The following is a 15,161-nucleotide window of genomic DNA, read 5'->3' as shown; positions in this document are numbered from 1 at the left end:
CCCTGTTACCCTTTGGACACTTTGATGGGCGATCAATCGGCCAGAAATGGGGCGCTGTCGGGCCTATTTCTGGGAACAGCGCGTGCTTTCGAGTGGCGCATTTTCCAGCCGATGCCGAATGTGGCGACATCTCCCAGGACGGAAATGGCGCGGTGCAGCAGAGCGATGGCAAGCCCGGAGCCTTCGCCGAGACTGGCAGCAAGTCCCAGCACGATGATGCTGTCGCGCACGCCGATGCCGCCCGGCGCGCCCGGCATGACAAATCCCGCCACCCAGGCGAAGGCAAAGACGAGGATGCAGGTCACCAGGCCGGGCGCTGCATCGGGGCTGACGGCCAATGCCGTGGCCCAGAGAGATATGCCGAGGACCGGGAAGGTTGTGATGTGCAAGGCCAGGGGACTGGCCAATTGGCGCAGGCCGGGTTGCGGCAGGTCCAGATTGCGCAACCTGCGTTTAAGCAAGACAGCCCCGAGTGCACCCCCGATGATCAGTGCGACTGCGATCAGTTGCGGTGTGAGCCAGGCGCTGACACGCGGGAAGTCGCGCGCGAGGCGGGGCAGGGTGTCTGGCATGAACAGCAAGAGCGCGGCGGCCACTGTAAAGCCGGCGGCGAGGGTAAAGCCGATCTCAAGCACCATCGACGCGACCAGAACACCCCCCGCCACGCCGTCGCGCCGCCCGATCACCAAACGCCCGAACAGATGCGCCACGTTGCCGGGAATGTATTTGCCGATCTGCGATATCATCGGCTGGCTGCGTGCGCGTTGCGGTGCGATCGCGACCTGCCGGAATGACAGGATGCGGCACCATGCTTCGGCTGCCGCCAGCTGAGATATTACATAGCAGCAAAGCGCCAACATCAGAGCGGCCCAGAGGGCAGGGGAGGACAGGTCGAGCGCAGGCAGGTTCGGAGCCTGCTGCACGATCAGCCAGCCTATCCAGCTGAGCGCCAGAACCGTCCCGATGATACGAAGCGCGCGTTTCATGATCAGACTTTGCGTGCCAGGACCAGATAGCCGTTCCCTAGGTCGGTTTGCAGGAACGGACGCTGGATCTGGTTTGCAAGACGCATGGCGGTGGTCATGGGAAGGGAGGCGAACAGTTTCCAAAAGCGGCTCTCAACCGAACGGTCGCTGCCGCTTTCGTCGGTCAGGTCATGGGCGGATTTGTCAGACTTCGCGGCCTTTTCCAGCGCCTTGCCGTAAGCACGGGCGCGCCAGACTTCCATCACGTTGGCCAAGGGAAAGCCGTAGCATTCGATTTTTTCAATGGCGAACCCCGCGCTGGTGACGGCTTCTGTCAGACCTTTGCGGGTGTAGCGCCGCATGTGACCGGCCCAGACATCCGCCGCGTTCCAGCGGGAAGGGTGCGCCGGGGTGGACAGGATCAGCCGGCCCCCCGGTTTGAGGTATTCGCGCCATTCAGCCATGGCTTGCACGTCTTCTTCGAGATGTTCGATGACTTCGAATGACAAGGCCAGATCAAAGCTGCCGCGCCAGTCGGGGTCAAGCTCTGCCTGCAGGCGCATGGGGCTATCGGAGGTTGCAAACCGCGCGGCAAGGTCAAGCGCGGGTTGCGCGCGGTCGACGCCGACGGCATCGAAGCCTTTCGCGGCCAGTTCCGCCAGCAACGCCGCTGGGCCGCAGCCGATATCGACCACGCGGCAAGGGGAAATACCGGCCAAGTGATGCAACACGCGGGCCCGCCGCAGCAGATAACGCGGTGCCGGGACCCAGTTGAGGGTCGGCAGGGCCGGACCATAAGTCGGGTGCCAGACTGTGTCGTCAGACGGGGTGGGCCCGTTCATTGCGCAAACACTTGCTGTTGTCATCTTTTAGGTCCTTCCCACAAGGGGCGCGATCTTTGCGCATAGGGTTTCGCCGATCCGGGTGGGCTGTGCGCCCTCCAGCAGGTCGGGTTGCATGGCCGGAAATCCGACCGATTCAAGCAGGTCGATTGCATCAAGGATGGCAGCGGGGTCTGCGGCGGGGACAAGGCACAGTGCCGGGTCGGCCCGGGCAAAGACCTCGCGCAGGGCAGGGCTGTCGCGGGTGATGACAGGCCGTTTTGCAAAAAGGCTTTGATAGACCTTGTTGGGCACAACGCTGGCGGCCTTGTCAGACGTGCCAAATATGCCAAGGCAGATATCGCAGGCTTCGATGGCTTTTGCCAGATCCTCATAGGGCACCCATCGGTCCCATGTGATATGATCCAGCTGGCAAGCGGCGAGGGCATCAGCGACAAGCGGCTGGTCTTGGCCGCTGCCGATGAGATGCCAGTCGAACTGCTGTCCGCGTTCAGAGCGGGCCGCGTCCAGGATCGTTTCAACCCCCTGAAGCGGGATGAGTTGGCCATAGAACAGGATCCGCGTGCGGCCGGCGTGGGGCACATGCGGTGCCACCTGCGCAAATGCACCGGGTTCGGCACCCACAGGCACGGCATCGAATTTTGCAGAGTCGAGGCCAAGCATGCCCGCAATCCGTTCGGCGTGGGCGCTGGTGTCCAGCAGGACAATGTCAGCAGCGCAGCAGGACAGGCGTTCAAGCGCCTTCAGGACACGGGCGACAATGGTGCCGGGTTGCACCATTTTGCGATCGTTCACGACGGTATCGTAAAGTGACAGGAACAGGTCCAGCACCACAGGCCGCCCGCGCAGCGTGGCAAAGGGCCACAGAACGATCACGTCGAACTGCCCCAGATAGGGGACCATCACCAGATCATGCTGCGGGGCGCGCAGGTAACGGTAGATCAAGACGGGATAGACCAGCAGCAGCCTGAGCAGGCGTAGGACCATCTGCGAGCGGCTCAGTTGGCTTTTGTCTGCATCCCCCTCCCAGATGTCGGCGTGGATTTCCGTCACCTCGACACCGGCCTGGAGAAGGCCTTCGCGCAGGATGCGGGTGCGCGGTTTGCCCAGATCGTAGCTGCCCCATAGGACCACGCGCAAAGGCTGATCCGACGCCGAGGCGCGCGGGCTGTCGCGGTAGGGTGCGCATGGGGCAAGGGTCGCGGCGATCTGTGTCATAGCCGCCAGAACCCAGCATATAGCCCGGTTTCAGGCAATGAAATTTGGGCGGGTGCGGCTGCGGTGTTCCAGATTAGTCGCACTTTGGTGCCTTTTGGGCCGAGGATTTCGATTTCGCCGCCCCCAAGGGTCACCACCTCGCCGGAGGATACTTGGGTGGCGCCGATCATGACGGGCGTATCCGCCTCGACCCGGTAGCTGCCGGGGAAGGGCAGTTCCGCCGTCGCCATGCCATTTGCAAGTGTTACTTCCTGCCCCGCCAGCCAGATCGCTCCGGCATGATGCACATAGCTCTGGCGCAGGATAAGCGCATCCTCGGGCAGCAGACCCAGAAACCGGCTGTCGTCCATTGCGGGCCGCAGCGCCGCGTAAAGCTCAGCCCGGTTTGCCAGCAGTAGGGGCGGGCGGGTGTCGGCGATCAGATCGGCGAAGACGGGTGTGCCCGCCGCGCGATAGGTGGCGATGCCCCAGGTCGACATGAAAAAACCTTGTCGGTCGAAGCTGGAAATCATGCCGTTCTGGTCGATGTAGGTGACCGGTTCGGGAAAGATCCGGTGCACTTCGGCAATTGTGGCGTGCTGGTCTGCATTGCGCTCCACCAGTGCTCTTTGGGTCTGGATCAGGCCGCTTGCGATCATCAGCACAAGGGCGAGTTTGCGGATCAGCCCGTCCGTCATCGCCTGCGCACCGACGGCAACGGCAATCATCAGCGGCGGCACGGCAAAGGGAAAGAAATAGGGAAAGGCGTTGCGGTAAAGCAAGACAGACAGGAGTGGCATGGCAAAGAGCAGCAGGACGGTTTTCAACCTGGCACCGGACGCAGCGCCAAAGCCGGCGAGGACCAAAAGCACAGCACCCATGCTGAACATCAGCCACAAAGAGAGTTCAGGCCAGCGGGGAAGCAGACCACTACCGCCCAGCGTGACGCGCGCTGCATCACCGAGGTTTGTCTTGGCATCTGCCCCTTCGGCGGGGGTGATACCGGCGGCATGCCAGACAAAGAGTGCAGCGGCAATTGCCAGCGCCAGTACGGCTGCGGTAAGGCAGCGCAGCACCAGGCCGCGTGTGTTCCAGCGCCACACCAGCGCGCCGATAAAGACCGGCAGGTAGAGCGCGGATTTCACAGTGACGAGCAGCGCAAGGGCGCAGAACACCGCGGCGGTGAGGATATGCAAGAGCCCCATGCGCGTGGTCATCATCAGGGCCAGCGCGCACATCAGCAGCCCCGCCGCCATCGGATCGGCGCGAAAGCTGGAGCCATGAGCAAAGGCAAAACCCGAGGTCACGAAGGCAAGCACGGCGATATCGGCGGATCGTTCAGTTGTCAGTGTGGCTGCTATCCGGTGCAGGGCAAGGCAGCTTGCCGCGAAGAAGCCGAGCATGACAAGACGGGCAATTGCAATCTGGTCGACCTCGTTGCCGGAGACTTCTGCCAGCCAGCCGAATGCATGTACAAAGACGGTCTGAAGCGGGCGGTCAAGCCGGTCGTCAAGGTGGGCATGGACATGGGAGAGGAAATAGAATTCGTCCCAGTTCACGTTCCGGGTCCAGCTCATGCCGGCCATGGCGACCAGCACGCAAAGGATCACCAGCCGGACCGCGTTCCGGCGCATATCATCGGCGATGCGTTGCTGGCCCTGCGCAGCGGACGGCAGGGAGATGCCTTCAGGATGCATTTGCGAAATCAACGGCATGAACAACCTTTGCGGTTTGTTGCAGGCGCTGGGGCTTGCGCAGCAGCTCACGGGCGCGGATGTCTTCCAGCAGGCTGCGGTTCGCGGCGATCAGATCGGCCAGGATCCCGACAGCAAAGAGGATTGTGGCCATGGCCAGAAGCGCACCGGACAGGACAAGGGATTGCACGTGGCCCGCGCCGCCGTCGGTGGCATAGAAATAAACAAACCGCCCGATACCGGCCAGCGCCGGCAGTGAAAAGAGCGCCGCGAGGGCCATGAAGAACCGCAGAGGGGCATAGATGACGAAAACCCGCAGGATCGTCTTGACCGAGCGCATGATGTATTGACCCATGCCGCGAAACAGCCGCGAGGGGCGTTTCACCGTGTTTACGCGCACTGGAACGGAGGTCATCGGGATTCGCTTGCGGCCTGCCTGGATGATCGTTTCCAGCGTATAGGTGTATGTGTTCACCACGCAAAGCCTGGCGGCGGCATCGCGTGCGTAGGCGCGAAAACCGCTGGGCGCGTCGGGAATGTCGGTGCCGCTGGCCACGCGGACAACCCAGCTGCCCAGGCGCTGCAAGGCCTTCTTGACCGGCGAGAAGCTTTCGATTTCCCTGATCGGGCGGGCGCCGACAACGATCTGCGCGCGGCGGTCCAGCACGGGTTCGATCAGGGCTGGAATATCTTCGGCGCAATACTGGTTGTCCGCGTCAGTATTGACGATGATGTCGGCCCCGAGGGCCAGAGATTCCTCGATCCCGGCCAGAAAGGCACGGGCAAGGCCGACATGGCTGCTCATTTGCAGGATGTGATCGGCACCAGCCTGTTTTGCGACCTCGACAGTGCGGTCGGTCGACCCATCGTCGATCACCAGGACTTCAACGCTTGTGATACCGCGTATCCGGCGCGGGACTGCCGTGATGGCCTCCGCCAGTGTTTCTTCTTCGTTCAATGCCGGAATTTGGACGATCAGTTTCATAGAATGCTCCCACTAGCCTTGATCGTTGATTTCAGGCTTCTGGGGCAGAAGTGCGGCAAGAAAATGCAAATTAACCGAAAAAGTCAGGATGCCTGGCATCGACCACCGCAGGGAAAAGGGCTTAAACAACAGATCTGCAGGCTCGCTTCGACCGACGCGGCGTCGATAAAAGATCCCACCCATGGTTTGCAAGCAAAACACTGCCGTGCCATGCATGGCCCGCTTTAAATCGCCCAGCCAAGTACAGCTCTTTTTGTCTGTCCATGATCAAGTCCAAACCGTATTTCGTCCCCGCCGCCAGAAAATGTCCGCTCCAGCTATCGACGACCTCGGTAAGATACTCACAGCACTTGGAACAGCATCACCTGTGAGTTGAAGGCCGCTTGGCCAAGGGACTGGATCACCTATTCGGAAAACTGATAAGTTGACGATGCCGTCGCATTAACTAATGCAACAGAACCCGTCCGTGAACGGCTCGGGGATGGCGTAAGTGCCCTCCAGGGCCTCAGTCAGTTCGCGCGCGGCGGCCAGCAGCGGGCCTTTCATCCGGGCCACAGCCTTTGGGGAAAACCGTTCCTTCGGGCCCGAAAGTGACAAAGCCCCGATCAGGATGTTACCGCTCGAAAACACCGGCGCAGCGATCCCCGCACAGAACTTGTCCCGCTCGCCGAGGGAAATGGCGAAACATTCCTTACGGATCTGCTGCAATTCTGGCGCGTCCGGCTCGTTGGAGCGAAGGCCAGCAGAACCTTTCCGGCCGCACCGCGACGCATGGGCAACCGATCACCTGCATGAACCCGATCAAGGGTCGAATGCCACGAATCCACTCTGAACAGGCAAAGTCGTTCGTCCGCCGACTGCCGGATATGAAAGGATGGGCTTTCGACCCCACTGTCGACCAGTCGCTCCATCACCGGCATCACAATGTGCCGCTACGGGTTCGAGCGTTCATAGGCCAACCCGAGATTCATGATCGAGGGGCCAAGGGCGTATTTCGAGTCCTCCACGCGCATTATGTAGCCTGCATCTAGCAGTGACTCGAGAATGCGGAGAATGGTGCTCTTGTAGAGACCTTCGCAATAGCGGCAGGAATTGCAGACCGTCATCAGGCGGTCGGCTTCGGTCAGGGCGGGGGTGCTATGCCACATGGGCGGCGGCCTCCTCTCCGGCGAGGCGTCCGAAGGCAGCGCCGATGGTCATGCCGATCCCGGCGGCGTAGCCCTGGCCCAGGACGTTGCCGGCCATGATTTCTCCGGCGGCGTACATGTTATCGGCGGGTTTGCCGTTGGCTATGACCATGCGGGCGCGATCATCCACACGCGTGCCCAGATAAGTGAAAGTGATCCCCGGACGCACCGGGTAGGCGTAATAGGGCGGTGTCTCGATCCGCTGCGCCCAGTTGGTCTTGTCGATGCCCAGGCCCTCGGTCCGGTTGCCGTCAAGCTCGGTGTGATCGAAGGGAATCTCGCCGACGACGGCAGCGTTGAATCCTTCGACGGTCTGGCCTAACTGATCCGGGTCGAGCGACAGTTCCTGCGCCAGTTCCGGGATTCTGGCCGCCTGCACCGGCGGGTAGAGAGAGGGCATGAATTTCTCCAGATTGGGCGCGTCAAAGAGGATGTAGGCGATCTGGTCCGGCTGGTCGGCCACCAGGCGGCCCCAGATGGCGTAGCGCTTTGGCCAAATGTCTTCTCCTTCATCGTAGAAGCAGGTGGCGTTCTTGTTGACGACAATGCCGAAGACCACGCAGTCGAGCCGCTTGATGATGCCGCCGTCAAATTTCGGGGCGCGGGCGTCGATGGCCACGGCATGACACTGGGTTGCGTCCCCGATCTGCTGGACACCGCTGTCGATCAGGGCGCGGGTCAGGCTGCCGCGGTTGTAGGGCGTGCCGCGGATCAGGAAGTTTTCCGCCCTTTTGCCCCAGCCCTGTTTCAGCCAGTCGACGTCGGCCTGAAAGCCGCCGCTGGCCGCGATGAGGCTGCGCGCCTCAATCCGGGTGCCCCCGTCGGGGGTGCGGATCTGGGCGGCGTGAAACCGGGGGCCGTCGAGCTCAACGCCGGTGATCTCGTGCTCATAGCGGGTTTCAACGCCCAGAGCTTCGGCGGTGCGGTAAAGCGCGTTCAGCATCGACCGCCCGCCGCCCAGGAAGAACGCGTTGGTCCGCCCGAGGCTGAGCGTGCCACCGAGCGAGGGCTGGAACCGCACGCCCTGCTGTTGAATCCAGTCCAGCATGTCGTAGGACCGGTCGATCATCATCCGCGCCAGCGCTTCGTCCGTGTTGCCGGACGTGACCCGCAGAAGATCCTGCATGAACTCTTCGCCGGTATAGGGGCCGGTCAGCGTTCCGGTTGCCGCGTCATGGGCGCAACGCATGTTGCGGGTGTGCCGTGTGTTGCCGCCGCGATAGAACTTCGGGGCCTTCTCCAGCACCAGAACGCTGCGCCCCGCCCGCCGGGCGGCGATGGCCGCGCAAAGTGCTGCATTGCCGCCCCCGGCAATCAGGACATCCCATTCTCCCGTCATGTCCGATCCGTCACCCGGACCAGAGCCGGGAAATAGGCATCGCCAAGTCCCGCCTCGCGCGCTTTTTCCATACGCGTCCGCGCCAGCTCTGCCCCATGGGCGCGGAACACGCCTCTTTGTCGAGGCGTCAGTTTCAGAAAATTTCCGTAATCTGCTGATCAAGGCCGCCGCCGGGATGCGGCTTGGCCCGCCCGCAGATCCGGGCAGCGTGATCGGCCCTCTGTCCTCATTCGCTCATCGTGACAGGGTCGGGGCCCTCGTTGCATCCGCTGTGGAAGCAGGGGGAGAGATCCTTTTCGGGGGACATCGACCCGATGGTGATTCCTATGCCGATGGCGCTTATTTCCAACCGACCATCATCGGTGGACTCGATAATTTCGCCGCTATCGCACAGGAAGAAATATTCGGCCCCGTGCTGTGCTTCATGACATTCGAGGACGAAGCCGCCCTGATCGAGGCCGCCAATGACAGTGCCTACGGCCTCGCTGCCGGCATCTGGACCGGCGACTACCGCCGCGCCTGGCGCGTGGCCCGCGCACTCGAAGCGGGCACAGTCTGGATCAATACGTACAAGCAACTGTCCATCGCAGCGCCATTCGGGGGTTTAAAGCTATCGGGGCATGGTCGTGAGAAGGGCATCCAGGGGATGCGCGCCTACCAGCAGTTGAAGAGTGTTTATTGGTCGGTCTGAGGGCAGTGCCAGATTTATTATTTTGGCAATGCCCATGCCTTTGCTTTTCCAGCCCTGTGACGGTCATCATCTGACAATCCCTTTCTGAGGATGACCGGCGAGGTAAGTTTGCACGATGGCGCGATCATCCCCCATCATCTGCAATACGAACAGTTCTTCGGAGAGGGTTTCCGCTTTGCCCATACGCAGTGCCATGGCGGGCGTTGCGCGGGCGTTCAGGACAACGATGTCCGCCTCTGTTCCGGCATCGAGTGTTCCGATCTTGTCTGATAATCCAAGCACCTCTGCATTGCCGCGGGTGATCCAATGGAATGCACGCAACGCGTGCAGCTTCTGGTCCCGCAATTGCAGGATCTTGTAGCCTTCATTCAGGGTCTGAAGCATCGAATAGCTGGTGCCCGCCCCGATATCCGTTGCGATACCGTTTGAAATGCCATGGGCGCGCAATCCGGCATCATCGAAAAGACCGCTTCCCAGGAACAGATTTGAGGTGGGGCAAAATACCGGGTGTGCCCCCGCTTGGGCAATGGCGGCAATTTCACGTTCCTTCAGGTGGATCGCGTGGCCCAGCAAGGTCTTTTGGCCCATGAGACCGTAGGTTTCGTATACATCGAGATAATCGCGCGCCTCGGGATAGAGCTGTGCGGTAAAGGCGATTTCAGCGTGGTTCTCGGACAGATGGGTCTGGATGTAGCAATCGGGATGTTCCACTGCCAGCGCGCCCGCCATCTCCATCTGTTCGGGCGTAGAGGTGATCGCAAAGCGGGGTGTAATCGCATAGGAGGCGCGGCCCTTGCCATGCCAGTTGGCGATCAGCTCCTTGCTCTCGTCGTAACTTGTTTGGGGCGTATCCAGAACAGATCCGGGCGCATTTCGATCCATCATCGTCTTGCCTGCGATGATCCGCATGTTCCTGTTTGCTGCCGCCGAAAACAACGCCTCGGCTGACGCCTTGTGGACAGAACAGAAGGCAACGGCAGTTGTGGTGCCATGGTCGGTCAGCAAATCGCAGAAATGGCCCGCCATCGCGGTTGCATGTTGTGCGTCGGCATAATCCGCCTCTGCCGGGAAGGTATATCCATTCAACCAATCGAGCAGTTGGCTGCCCCAGCTTGCGACGATCTGGACCTGTGGAAAGTGGATATGCGCGTCGATAAATCCGGCCATCAGGAGATGCGGGCGGTGATCCATGACCCTGGCATCAGGTGAGCGTGCAGCGCTATCACGGTACTCCCCCGACGCGACAATCTTGCCGTCGCGCACAAGGATCGCGCCATCTTCAACATAGCTGTATGCCTCACTGTCTTCGGCATCTTTTGGTTCTTGGTGAAACGTCAATATCCGTCCGCGCAGCAAAGTGTCGGTCATGTAAGCATATCCTTTGAGAGAATTGGCCGGGCGCGGCGCACAGACGGCCGTCGCGCCCTTCCTTTTCAAGCCCGGTTGTAGGCCGGGGTATCGTCGTCCAGAAAATCCGGCTCGTCCGGCACGATGATCCGGTGCTCCAGAACTTCGCGAGGCGCGAACATCGGATAGAAGATCAAGAAGGCACCAATGATCAGGTAGCCGACGGTGATTCCATCAAACTGTGGAAGCTGGAGCGTGTAGCTGTGGATGATCCCAACCGATGACATCATGGCCGCAACGATGGCGAACCCGCCCGCATGGCGGAACCGCCCGTCGATGACATCGGCAACGATTGCACCCCAGACAAGGCCGGTGATGATTGCCCCCTGAGACAGGGCCAGATGCCCTTCGTAATGCGCGCCTTCCCTGAGCAGGGCTGCGGTAAGTTCAGTGTCGCCAAGCGACGGCAGACCCTCGACGCCGGAATTGCGCAGTGCATTCATAAGCGATCCCCATTTGACCATCAGGAACTCCGAGATATGCGGTAGGATCGCAAAGGCCACCGCAGCCATATGGGCAGGCTTTACTGCAAAGGCCGTATTGGTAATGAGGCTGACCGAGACAAATACCAACACCGGGGCAGCCGCCGCGATGGGGATCAATCCGGCCAGGAACGACAGAAAGCCAAGGAATGCCGCCGCTGAAATGACAAAGGCCACACCGATGATGTAACCCGCCCGCGCATCCATGCGCTTGTAGGCCGGGTGGCCGATATAGACGGTGGTCGGGAAGGGCGAACCAAACAACGCACCGATCATCGTGCCTGCCCCGTCTGTCACCTGGCACAGGGCGACCGGATAGGTGTCCCCTGCTGCCTCCGCCGATTCCACGTTATTCATGGTTTCGATAAAGTTGTAGATCTGGACAGGGATAAGGACGAGGAACAGTTCTGGATTGGCAAACAGATATTGAATGCCGGCCATCATATCTCCGAAATAGGGGACCGGCGGGTAGTACCCAATACCGTCCGTGCTGAATGACGACTGCCCCAGAAAGATCGCAATGACCGTACCAACCGCAATTGCAACCAGACCGGCAGGCACATTCCCGGGTAGCCGGAAGCGGCCAATAAGACCCCAGAGGATGAACAGCAGAGACGTGAAACCGATCAGCGGATGTTCGAAAATCTCTGCCAGTGGGACGGAGCCGATGAAGACCAGCGCGATGCCGCACAGGGTGCCCAGCATGCCGGCCCGGGGTGTGATGCGCTTGAGAAACGGGCCGATGATGGCTCCGAAAGCCGCGACGATACCGCCCATGAAGCCGGCACCAATGCCGACCTGCCAGGCCAGCAGCGGATCGTTTGTCGCCCAGAATATCGGGCCGATCACCCCAAAGAGATAGACAAACATAACAGGGGTCGAGATGCCGTATGGCAGCGCGGTCACGTCCTTTCCCTGACGATTGGCGACCCATTTGGCCAGCAACGCATAGACCGCAACACCAGCCAGGATGGCGACGGCCGCGCCGGGGACAATCCGCCCAAATACGATTTCGGCAGGCATCTGAAAGACAAATTGACAGACACCCGACAGGATCAGCAGGTTGACGAGGTTATCGGTGAATAGCGCCCAGAAAGCGTTGAAATCGCTCCTGTTGAATAGTTTGTAGGTGTAAGTGGTGTCCGACATTTTGGGTCTCCTCCCGTAAAGTGTCTGGCCCCGTCGGCGCAATTGGCTGTACCGCGCGGGCTTCTTTCAGTTTGTCAGTTTGACGTCCTCGCTCCGCGCGCTGGTCAGCACGCTCATGACCTGCGCCGTGACGGAGGTCGCAATAACCTCGGGGCGCTTGTCAGGGCTGCTGGTGTCTCCGATCGGGCAAATCAGCCTGGTGCAATCGCTCTGCGCGGCGTGGCTTTGGTGAAAGCGTGCGAATTTCATCCGTTTGGTCGCAGAGCCGATCAGGCCGACGTAGGCAGCATCGCGCCGGTCCAGTGCTTCGGACGTCAACAGAAAGTCGAGTGCGTGGTCATGGGTTAGAACGATGAACGCGCTGCCGGGCGGGGCCGCTCGAATGTCGGCCTCGGCCATCGGCGACAGACGCTTTTCGACCTCTGCATCGGCCAGCGCCAACTCCTCTGCGCGACTGTCGATCAAGATGCAGCGTATAGGAAGAAACTGGAAAAACCGGGCAAGCGCGCGCCCGATATGGCCCGCACCCAGGATATAGACATGAGATCGCGCCGCGTGCCGCTCCACATCGGCGGCCAGGGCTTCTGCACGATCAGTCTGGCTCATTCGCCGCAGGTCAAGATCGACGCGCCCGCCGCAGCATTGCCCGATTTCCGGCCCAAGCGGCACGTCCATCTGGTCAAAATTGCGCCCGTTGCAGAGCATTTTACGGGCCTGATCAATAGCCATGTATTCGAGCTGTCCGCCACCGATTGTCCCGTGCAGCCCGTTGGGAGTCACAAACATCTCTGCCCCGGCTTCGCGCGGGGACGACCCGCGCACGCGGCACAGGGAAACCCGGACAATGTCGGAATTGGTGCCAAGGAACTGAGACAGGCGCATTGGATCAGCCTCGCAACCGCTCAATTGCCATCAGCACACGCTCTGGTGTTGCGGGCGCATCAAGGCGCGGGCAGGTCTTGTAATCCGCCACGCTTGCGACCGCATGTGACAGGGCTTCGAATACGGATATGCCCAGCATGAAGGGGGGCTCGCCCACTGCCTTGGACCGTTTGATCGTGTTCTCTCGGTTCTCCGACCATTTCGCCAGTTCGACGTTGAAGATGCGCGGACGGTCGGACGCCAGCGGGATCTTGTAAGTCGAGGGGGCATGGGTGCGAAGCTGCCCCTTGTCATCCCACCACAGTTCCTCGGTGGTCAGCCAACCCATGCCTTGGATAAACGCGCCCTCAACTTGGCCTTTGTCGATGATCGGGTTCAGTGATTTGCCCACGTCATGCAGGATATCCGTCCGTTCGACGCGGTATTCACCGGTGAGCGTGTCAACCGTCACTTCCGAACAGGCGGCGCCATATGCGAAGTAGTAGAACGGGCGCCCGGTGCCTGTGTCGCGGTTCCAATGGATTTTTGGCGTCTTGTAGAATCCGGCGGCGGACAGATGCACCCGCGCCATATAGGCCTCGCGGATAAAATCGGCGAAGGGGATCGTCTCGTCCCCGATCTGCACCGCATTTGCAATGAATCGCACGTTGCTGACGTCGGTTTGCCAACGCTCGGCGGCGAAGGCAACCAGCCGCGTCTTGATCTGTTGTGCGGCATCCTGCGCCGCCATCCCGTTGAGGTCTGATCCCGACGAGGCGGCCGTCGCAGAGGTATTCGGCACCTTCTCCGTCGTGGTTCTGGTAATCTTGATCTGGTCGAAGTCGACCTGAAATTCCTCCGCGACGATTTGCGCAATCTTGGTGTTCAGCCCCTGGCCCATCTCCGTGCCGCCATGGTTCAGGTGGATTGATCCATCCGAATACACATGCAACAGCGCCCCGGCCTGATTGTACCAAGTTGCCGTGAATGAAATGCCAAACTTTACAGGGGTGAGCGCGATGCCTTTGCGGATTGTGTCGCCTTTGGCGTTCCAGTCGAGCACGGCCTGGCGGCGCGCCTGATAATCGGCGCTTTCCTCAAGTTCCTGCACAATGCGTGGTGCGATATTGTCTTCGACGGTCTGATGATAGGGCGTCACATTGCGCCCCGTGTCGCCGTAAAAATTGCGCTTGCGAATTTCAAGGCTGTCGACACCGCGATGATAGGCGATCTCTTCCATGATCCGCTCCGCGACGATGACACCTTGCGGCCCGCCAAATCCACGGAATGCGGTGTTGGAGACGGTGTTCGTCTTCATCGGGTGCGAGTTCAGCAGAACGTTGGGATAATAATAGGCGTTGTCCGCATGAAACAGCGCCCGGTCCGTCACCGGACCCGAAAGATCCGAAGAAAACCCGCAGCGTGCTGCGAAGTCTCCCGCGACCGCTTCGATCCGGCCCGTGTCGTCAAAGCCGACCTCGTAGTCGACGACGAAATCGTGCCGCTTGCCGGTTGCCGACATGTCGTCGTCCCGATCGGGCCGAATTTTCACCGCGCAGTTCCATTTCTTTGCAGCTACTGCGGCGACTGCGCAGAACAGGTTCATCTGTGTTTCCTTGCCACCGAACCCGCCACCCATCCGGCGCACATTGATCGTCACTGCGTTGGAGGGCACGCCAAGGACATGGGCGACCATGTGCTGCGCCTCTGTCGGGTGCTGGGTCGATGAATGGACCGTCACATCCTCGTCCTCACCCGGAATGGCAAATGCGATATGCCCTTCCAGATACATGTGATCCTGACCGCCAATGCGGAACTTGCCCTTGATGCGATGGGGTGCCCTTGCCATGGCTTCGCCTGCCTTGCCCCGCTTGAGTGTGAGTGGCGGTGTGACGTAATCCATTCCCGCCTGCTGCGCTGCTTCGGGATCGAGCACGTGGGGCAGATCGTCGTAGCTGACCTGGGCCAGCCTGGCCGCGCGCCGGGCGGCATCGCGCGTTTCTGCAATGACGGCAAACATCGGCTGCCCCCAGAATTCGACCTTTTCGGTTGCGAAGATCGGCTCGTCGTGACGTCCTGTTGGCGAGACGTCGTTGACACCGGGAATGTCCACCGCCGTCAGCACATCGACAACACCGGGGGCGGATCGTACTGCGGTCAGGTCCAGCCTGCGGATCACCGCATGGGCGCGGGTGGAAAGGCCCAGATAGGCATGCAGCGTTCCGACCGGTTCGGGAATGTCATCGCAATAATCCGCGCGCCCGGTGACATGCTTGATTGCGCTTTCATGGCGCAGGTCGGTACTGACCCCGCCTTTAATGGTTGTGCGACCCTGATCGGCACGCATCAGATGCTGCGCCAG

At 60.8% G+C, this 15,161-nt stretch carries 13 protein-coding genes and 1 pseudogene; 2 read left to right on the top strand and 12 right to left on the bottom strand.

Going from position 1 to position 15,161, the window contains the following annotated elements; translation table 11 throughout:
• Positions 1-32: 32 nt before the first annotated feature.
• From A8B82_RS08950 to A8B82_RS08930, 5 genes are read right to left on the bottom strand one after another with little or no spacing between them, the layout of a single operon-like run.
• Positions 33-986 (bottom strand): hypothetical protein, encoded by a 954-nt coding sequence (locus tag A8B82_RS08950; protein ID WP_067290985.1) that lies wholly within the window; start codon positions 984-986, stop codon positions 33-35.
• A gap of 2 nt (positions 987-988) precedes the next feature.
• Positions 989-1,831, bottom strand: coding sequence for a class I SAM-dependent methyltransferase (locus tag A8B82_RS08945; protein ID WP_082899204.1), 843 nt, complete (start codon positions 1,829-1,831; stop codon positions 989-991).
• 3 nt (positions 1,832-1,834) lie between these two features.
• The gene (locus A8B82_RS08940) at positions 1,835-3,025 is read right to left on the bottom strand and encodes a glycosyltransferase (RefSeq protein ID WP_067290979.1); all 1,191 of its coding nucleotides are present in this window, start codon (positions 3,023-3,025) and stop codon (positions 1,835-1,837) included.
• The gene (locus tag A8B82_RS08935; protein ID WP_138069716.1) at positions 3,022-4,719 is read right to left on the bottom strand and encodes a hypothetical protein; all 1,698 of its coding nucleotides are present in this window, start codon (positions 4,717-4,719) and stop codon (positions 3,022-3,024) included. The genes A8B82_RS08940 and A8B82_RS08935 overlap by 4 nt, the downstream gene beginning before the upstream one ends.
• Entirely contained in the window at positions 4,691-5,683 is a 993-nt protein-coding gene (locus A8B82_RS08930; protein WP_067290974.1) for a glycosyltransferase family 2 protein, read from the bottom strand. The genes A8B82_RS08935 and A8B82_RS08930 overlap by 29 nt, the downstream gene beginning before the upstream one ends.
• 91 nt (positions 5,684-5,774) lie before the next feature.
• Between A8B82_RS08930 and A8B82_RS24495 the strand changes: the two are divergent.
• Positions 5,775-6,019 (top strand): annotated as a pseudogene (locus tag A8B82_RS24495) (hypothetical protein); the annotation flags it as partial.
• A 105-nt stretch (positions 6,020-6,124) separates the two neighbouring features.
• Here A8B82_RS24495 and A8B82_RS08920 read toward each other — a convergent pair.
• The 3 genes from A8B82_RS08920 to tcuA all read right to left on the bottom strand — a co-directional run bounded on the left by A8B82_RS08920 (position 6,125) and on the right by tcuA (position 8,209).
• Positions 6,125-6,391, bottom strand: a complete 267-nt coding sequence (locus A8B82_RS08920) for an IclR family transcriptional regulator domain-containing protein (RefSeq protein ID WP_067290968.1) — start codon at positions 6,389-6,391, stop codon at positions 6,125-6,127.
• Positions 6,392-6,615: 224 nt separating this feature from the next.
• Positions 6,616-6,831, bottom strand: coding sequence for a hypothetical protein (locus tag A8B82_RS08915; protein WP_067290965.1), 216 nt, complete (start codon positions 6,829-6,831; stop codon positions 6,616-6,618).
• Positions 6,821-8,209, bottom strand: a complete 1,389-nt coding sequence (gene tcuA / locus A8B82_RS08910) for an FAD-dependent tricarballylate dehydrogenase TcuA (RefSeq protein WP_067290963.1) — start codon at positions 8,207-8,209, stop codon at positions 6,821-6,823. The genes A8B82_RS08915 and tcuA overlap by 11 nt, the downstream gene beginning before the upstream one ends.
• Before the next feature lie 88 nt (positions 8,210-8,297).
• On the opposite strand from tcuA, the gene A8B82_RS08905 reads away from it, so the two are divergent.
• Positions 8,298-8,900 carry an aldehyde dehydrogenase family protein gene (locus tag A8B82_RS08905; protein WP_235604652.1) on the top strand — a complete coding sequence of 201 codons (603 nt, stop codon included), beginning with the start codon at positions 8,298-8,300 and terminating at the stop codon, positions 8,898-8,900.
• A gap of 66 nt (positions 8,901-8,966) precedes the next feature.
• Here the strand turns inward: A8B82_RS08905 and guaD are convergent, their stop codons facing one another.
• From guaD to xdhB, 4 genes are all read right to left on the bottom strand, one after another.
• Entirely contained in the window at positions 8,967-10,268 is a 1,302-nt protein-coding gene (gene guaD, locus A8B82_RS08900) for a guanine deaminase (protein WP_067290960.1), read from the bottom strand.
• Positions 10,269-10,333: 65 nt separating this feature from the next.
• Positions 10,334-11,938: a xanthine/uracil/vitamin C permease gene (locus tag A8B82_RS08895; protein ID WP_067290957.1), complete on the bottom strand. Its 1,605-nt coding sequence runs from the start codon at positions 11,936-11,938 to the stop codon at positions 10,334-10,336.
• Positions 11,939-12,004: 66 nt separating this feature from the next.
• On the bottom strand, positions 12,005-12,820 hold the full coding sequence (xdhC, locus tag A8B82_RS08890) for a xanthine dehydrogenase accessory protein XdhC (protein ID WP_067290955.1): 816 nt from the start codon (positions 12,818-12,820) through the stop codon (positions 12,005-12,007).
• A 4-nt stretch (positions 12,821-12,824) separates the two neighbouring features.
• The gene (gene xdhB / locus A8B82_RS08885) at positions 12,825-15,146 is read right to left on the bottom strand and encodes a xanthine dehydrogenase molybdopterin binding subunit (protein WP_067291146.1); all 2,322 of its coding nucleotides are present in this window, start codon (positions 15,144-15,146) and stop codon (positions 12,825-12,827) included.
• Between the last annotated feature and the right edge of the window lie 15 nt (positions 15,147-15,161).

Origin of the sequence: Sulfitobacter sp. EhC04 (assembly GCF_001650875.1) — a bacterium.
In the GTDB taxonomy this organism is placed as follows: domain Bacteria; phylum Pseudomonadota; class Alphaproteobacteria; order Rhodobacterales; family Rhodobacteraceae; genus Sulfitobacter.
The sequence above is the reverse complement of the archived record's forward strand: the minus strand, read 5'-3'. Positions and strand labels throughout refer to the sequence as shown.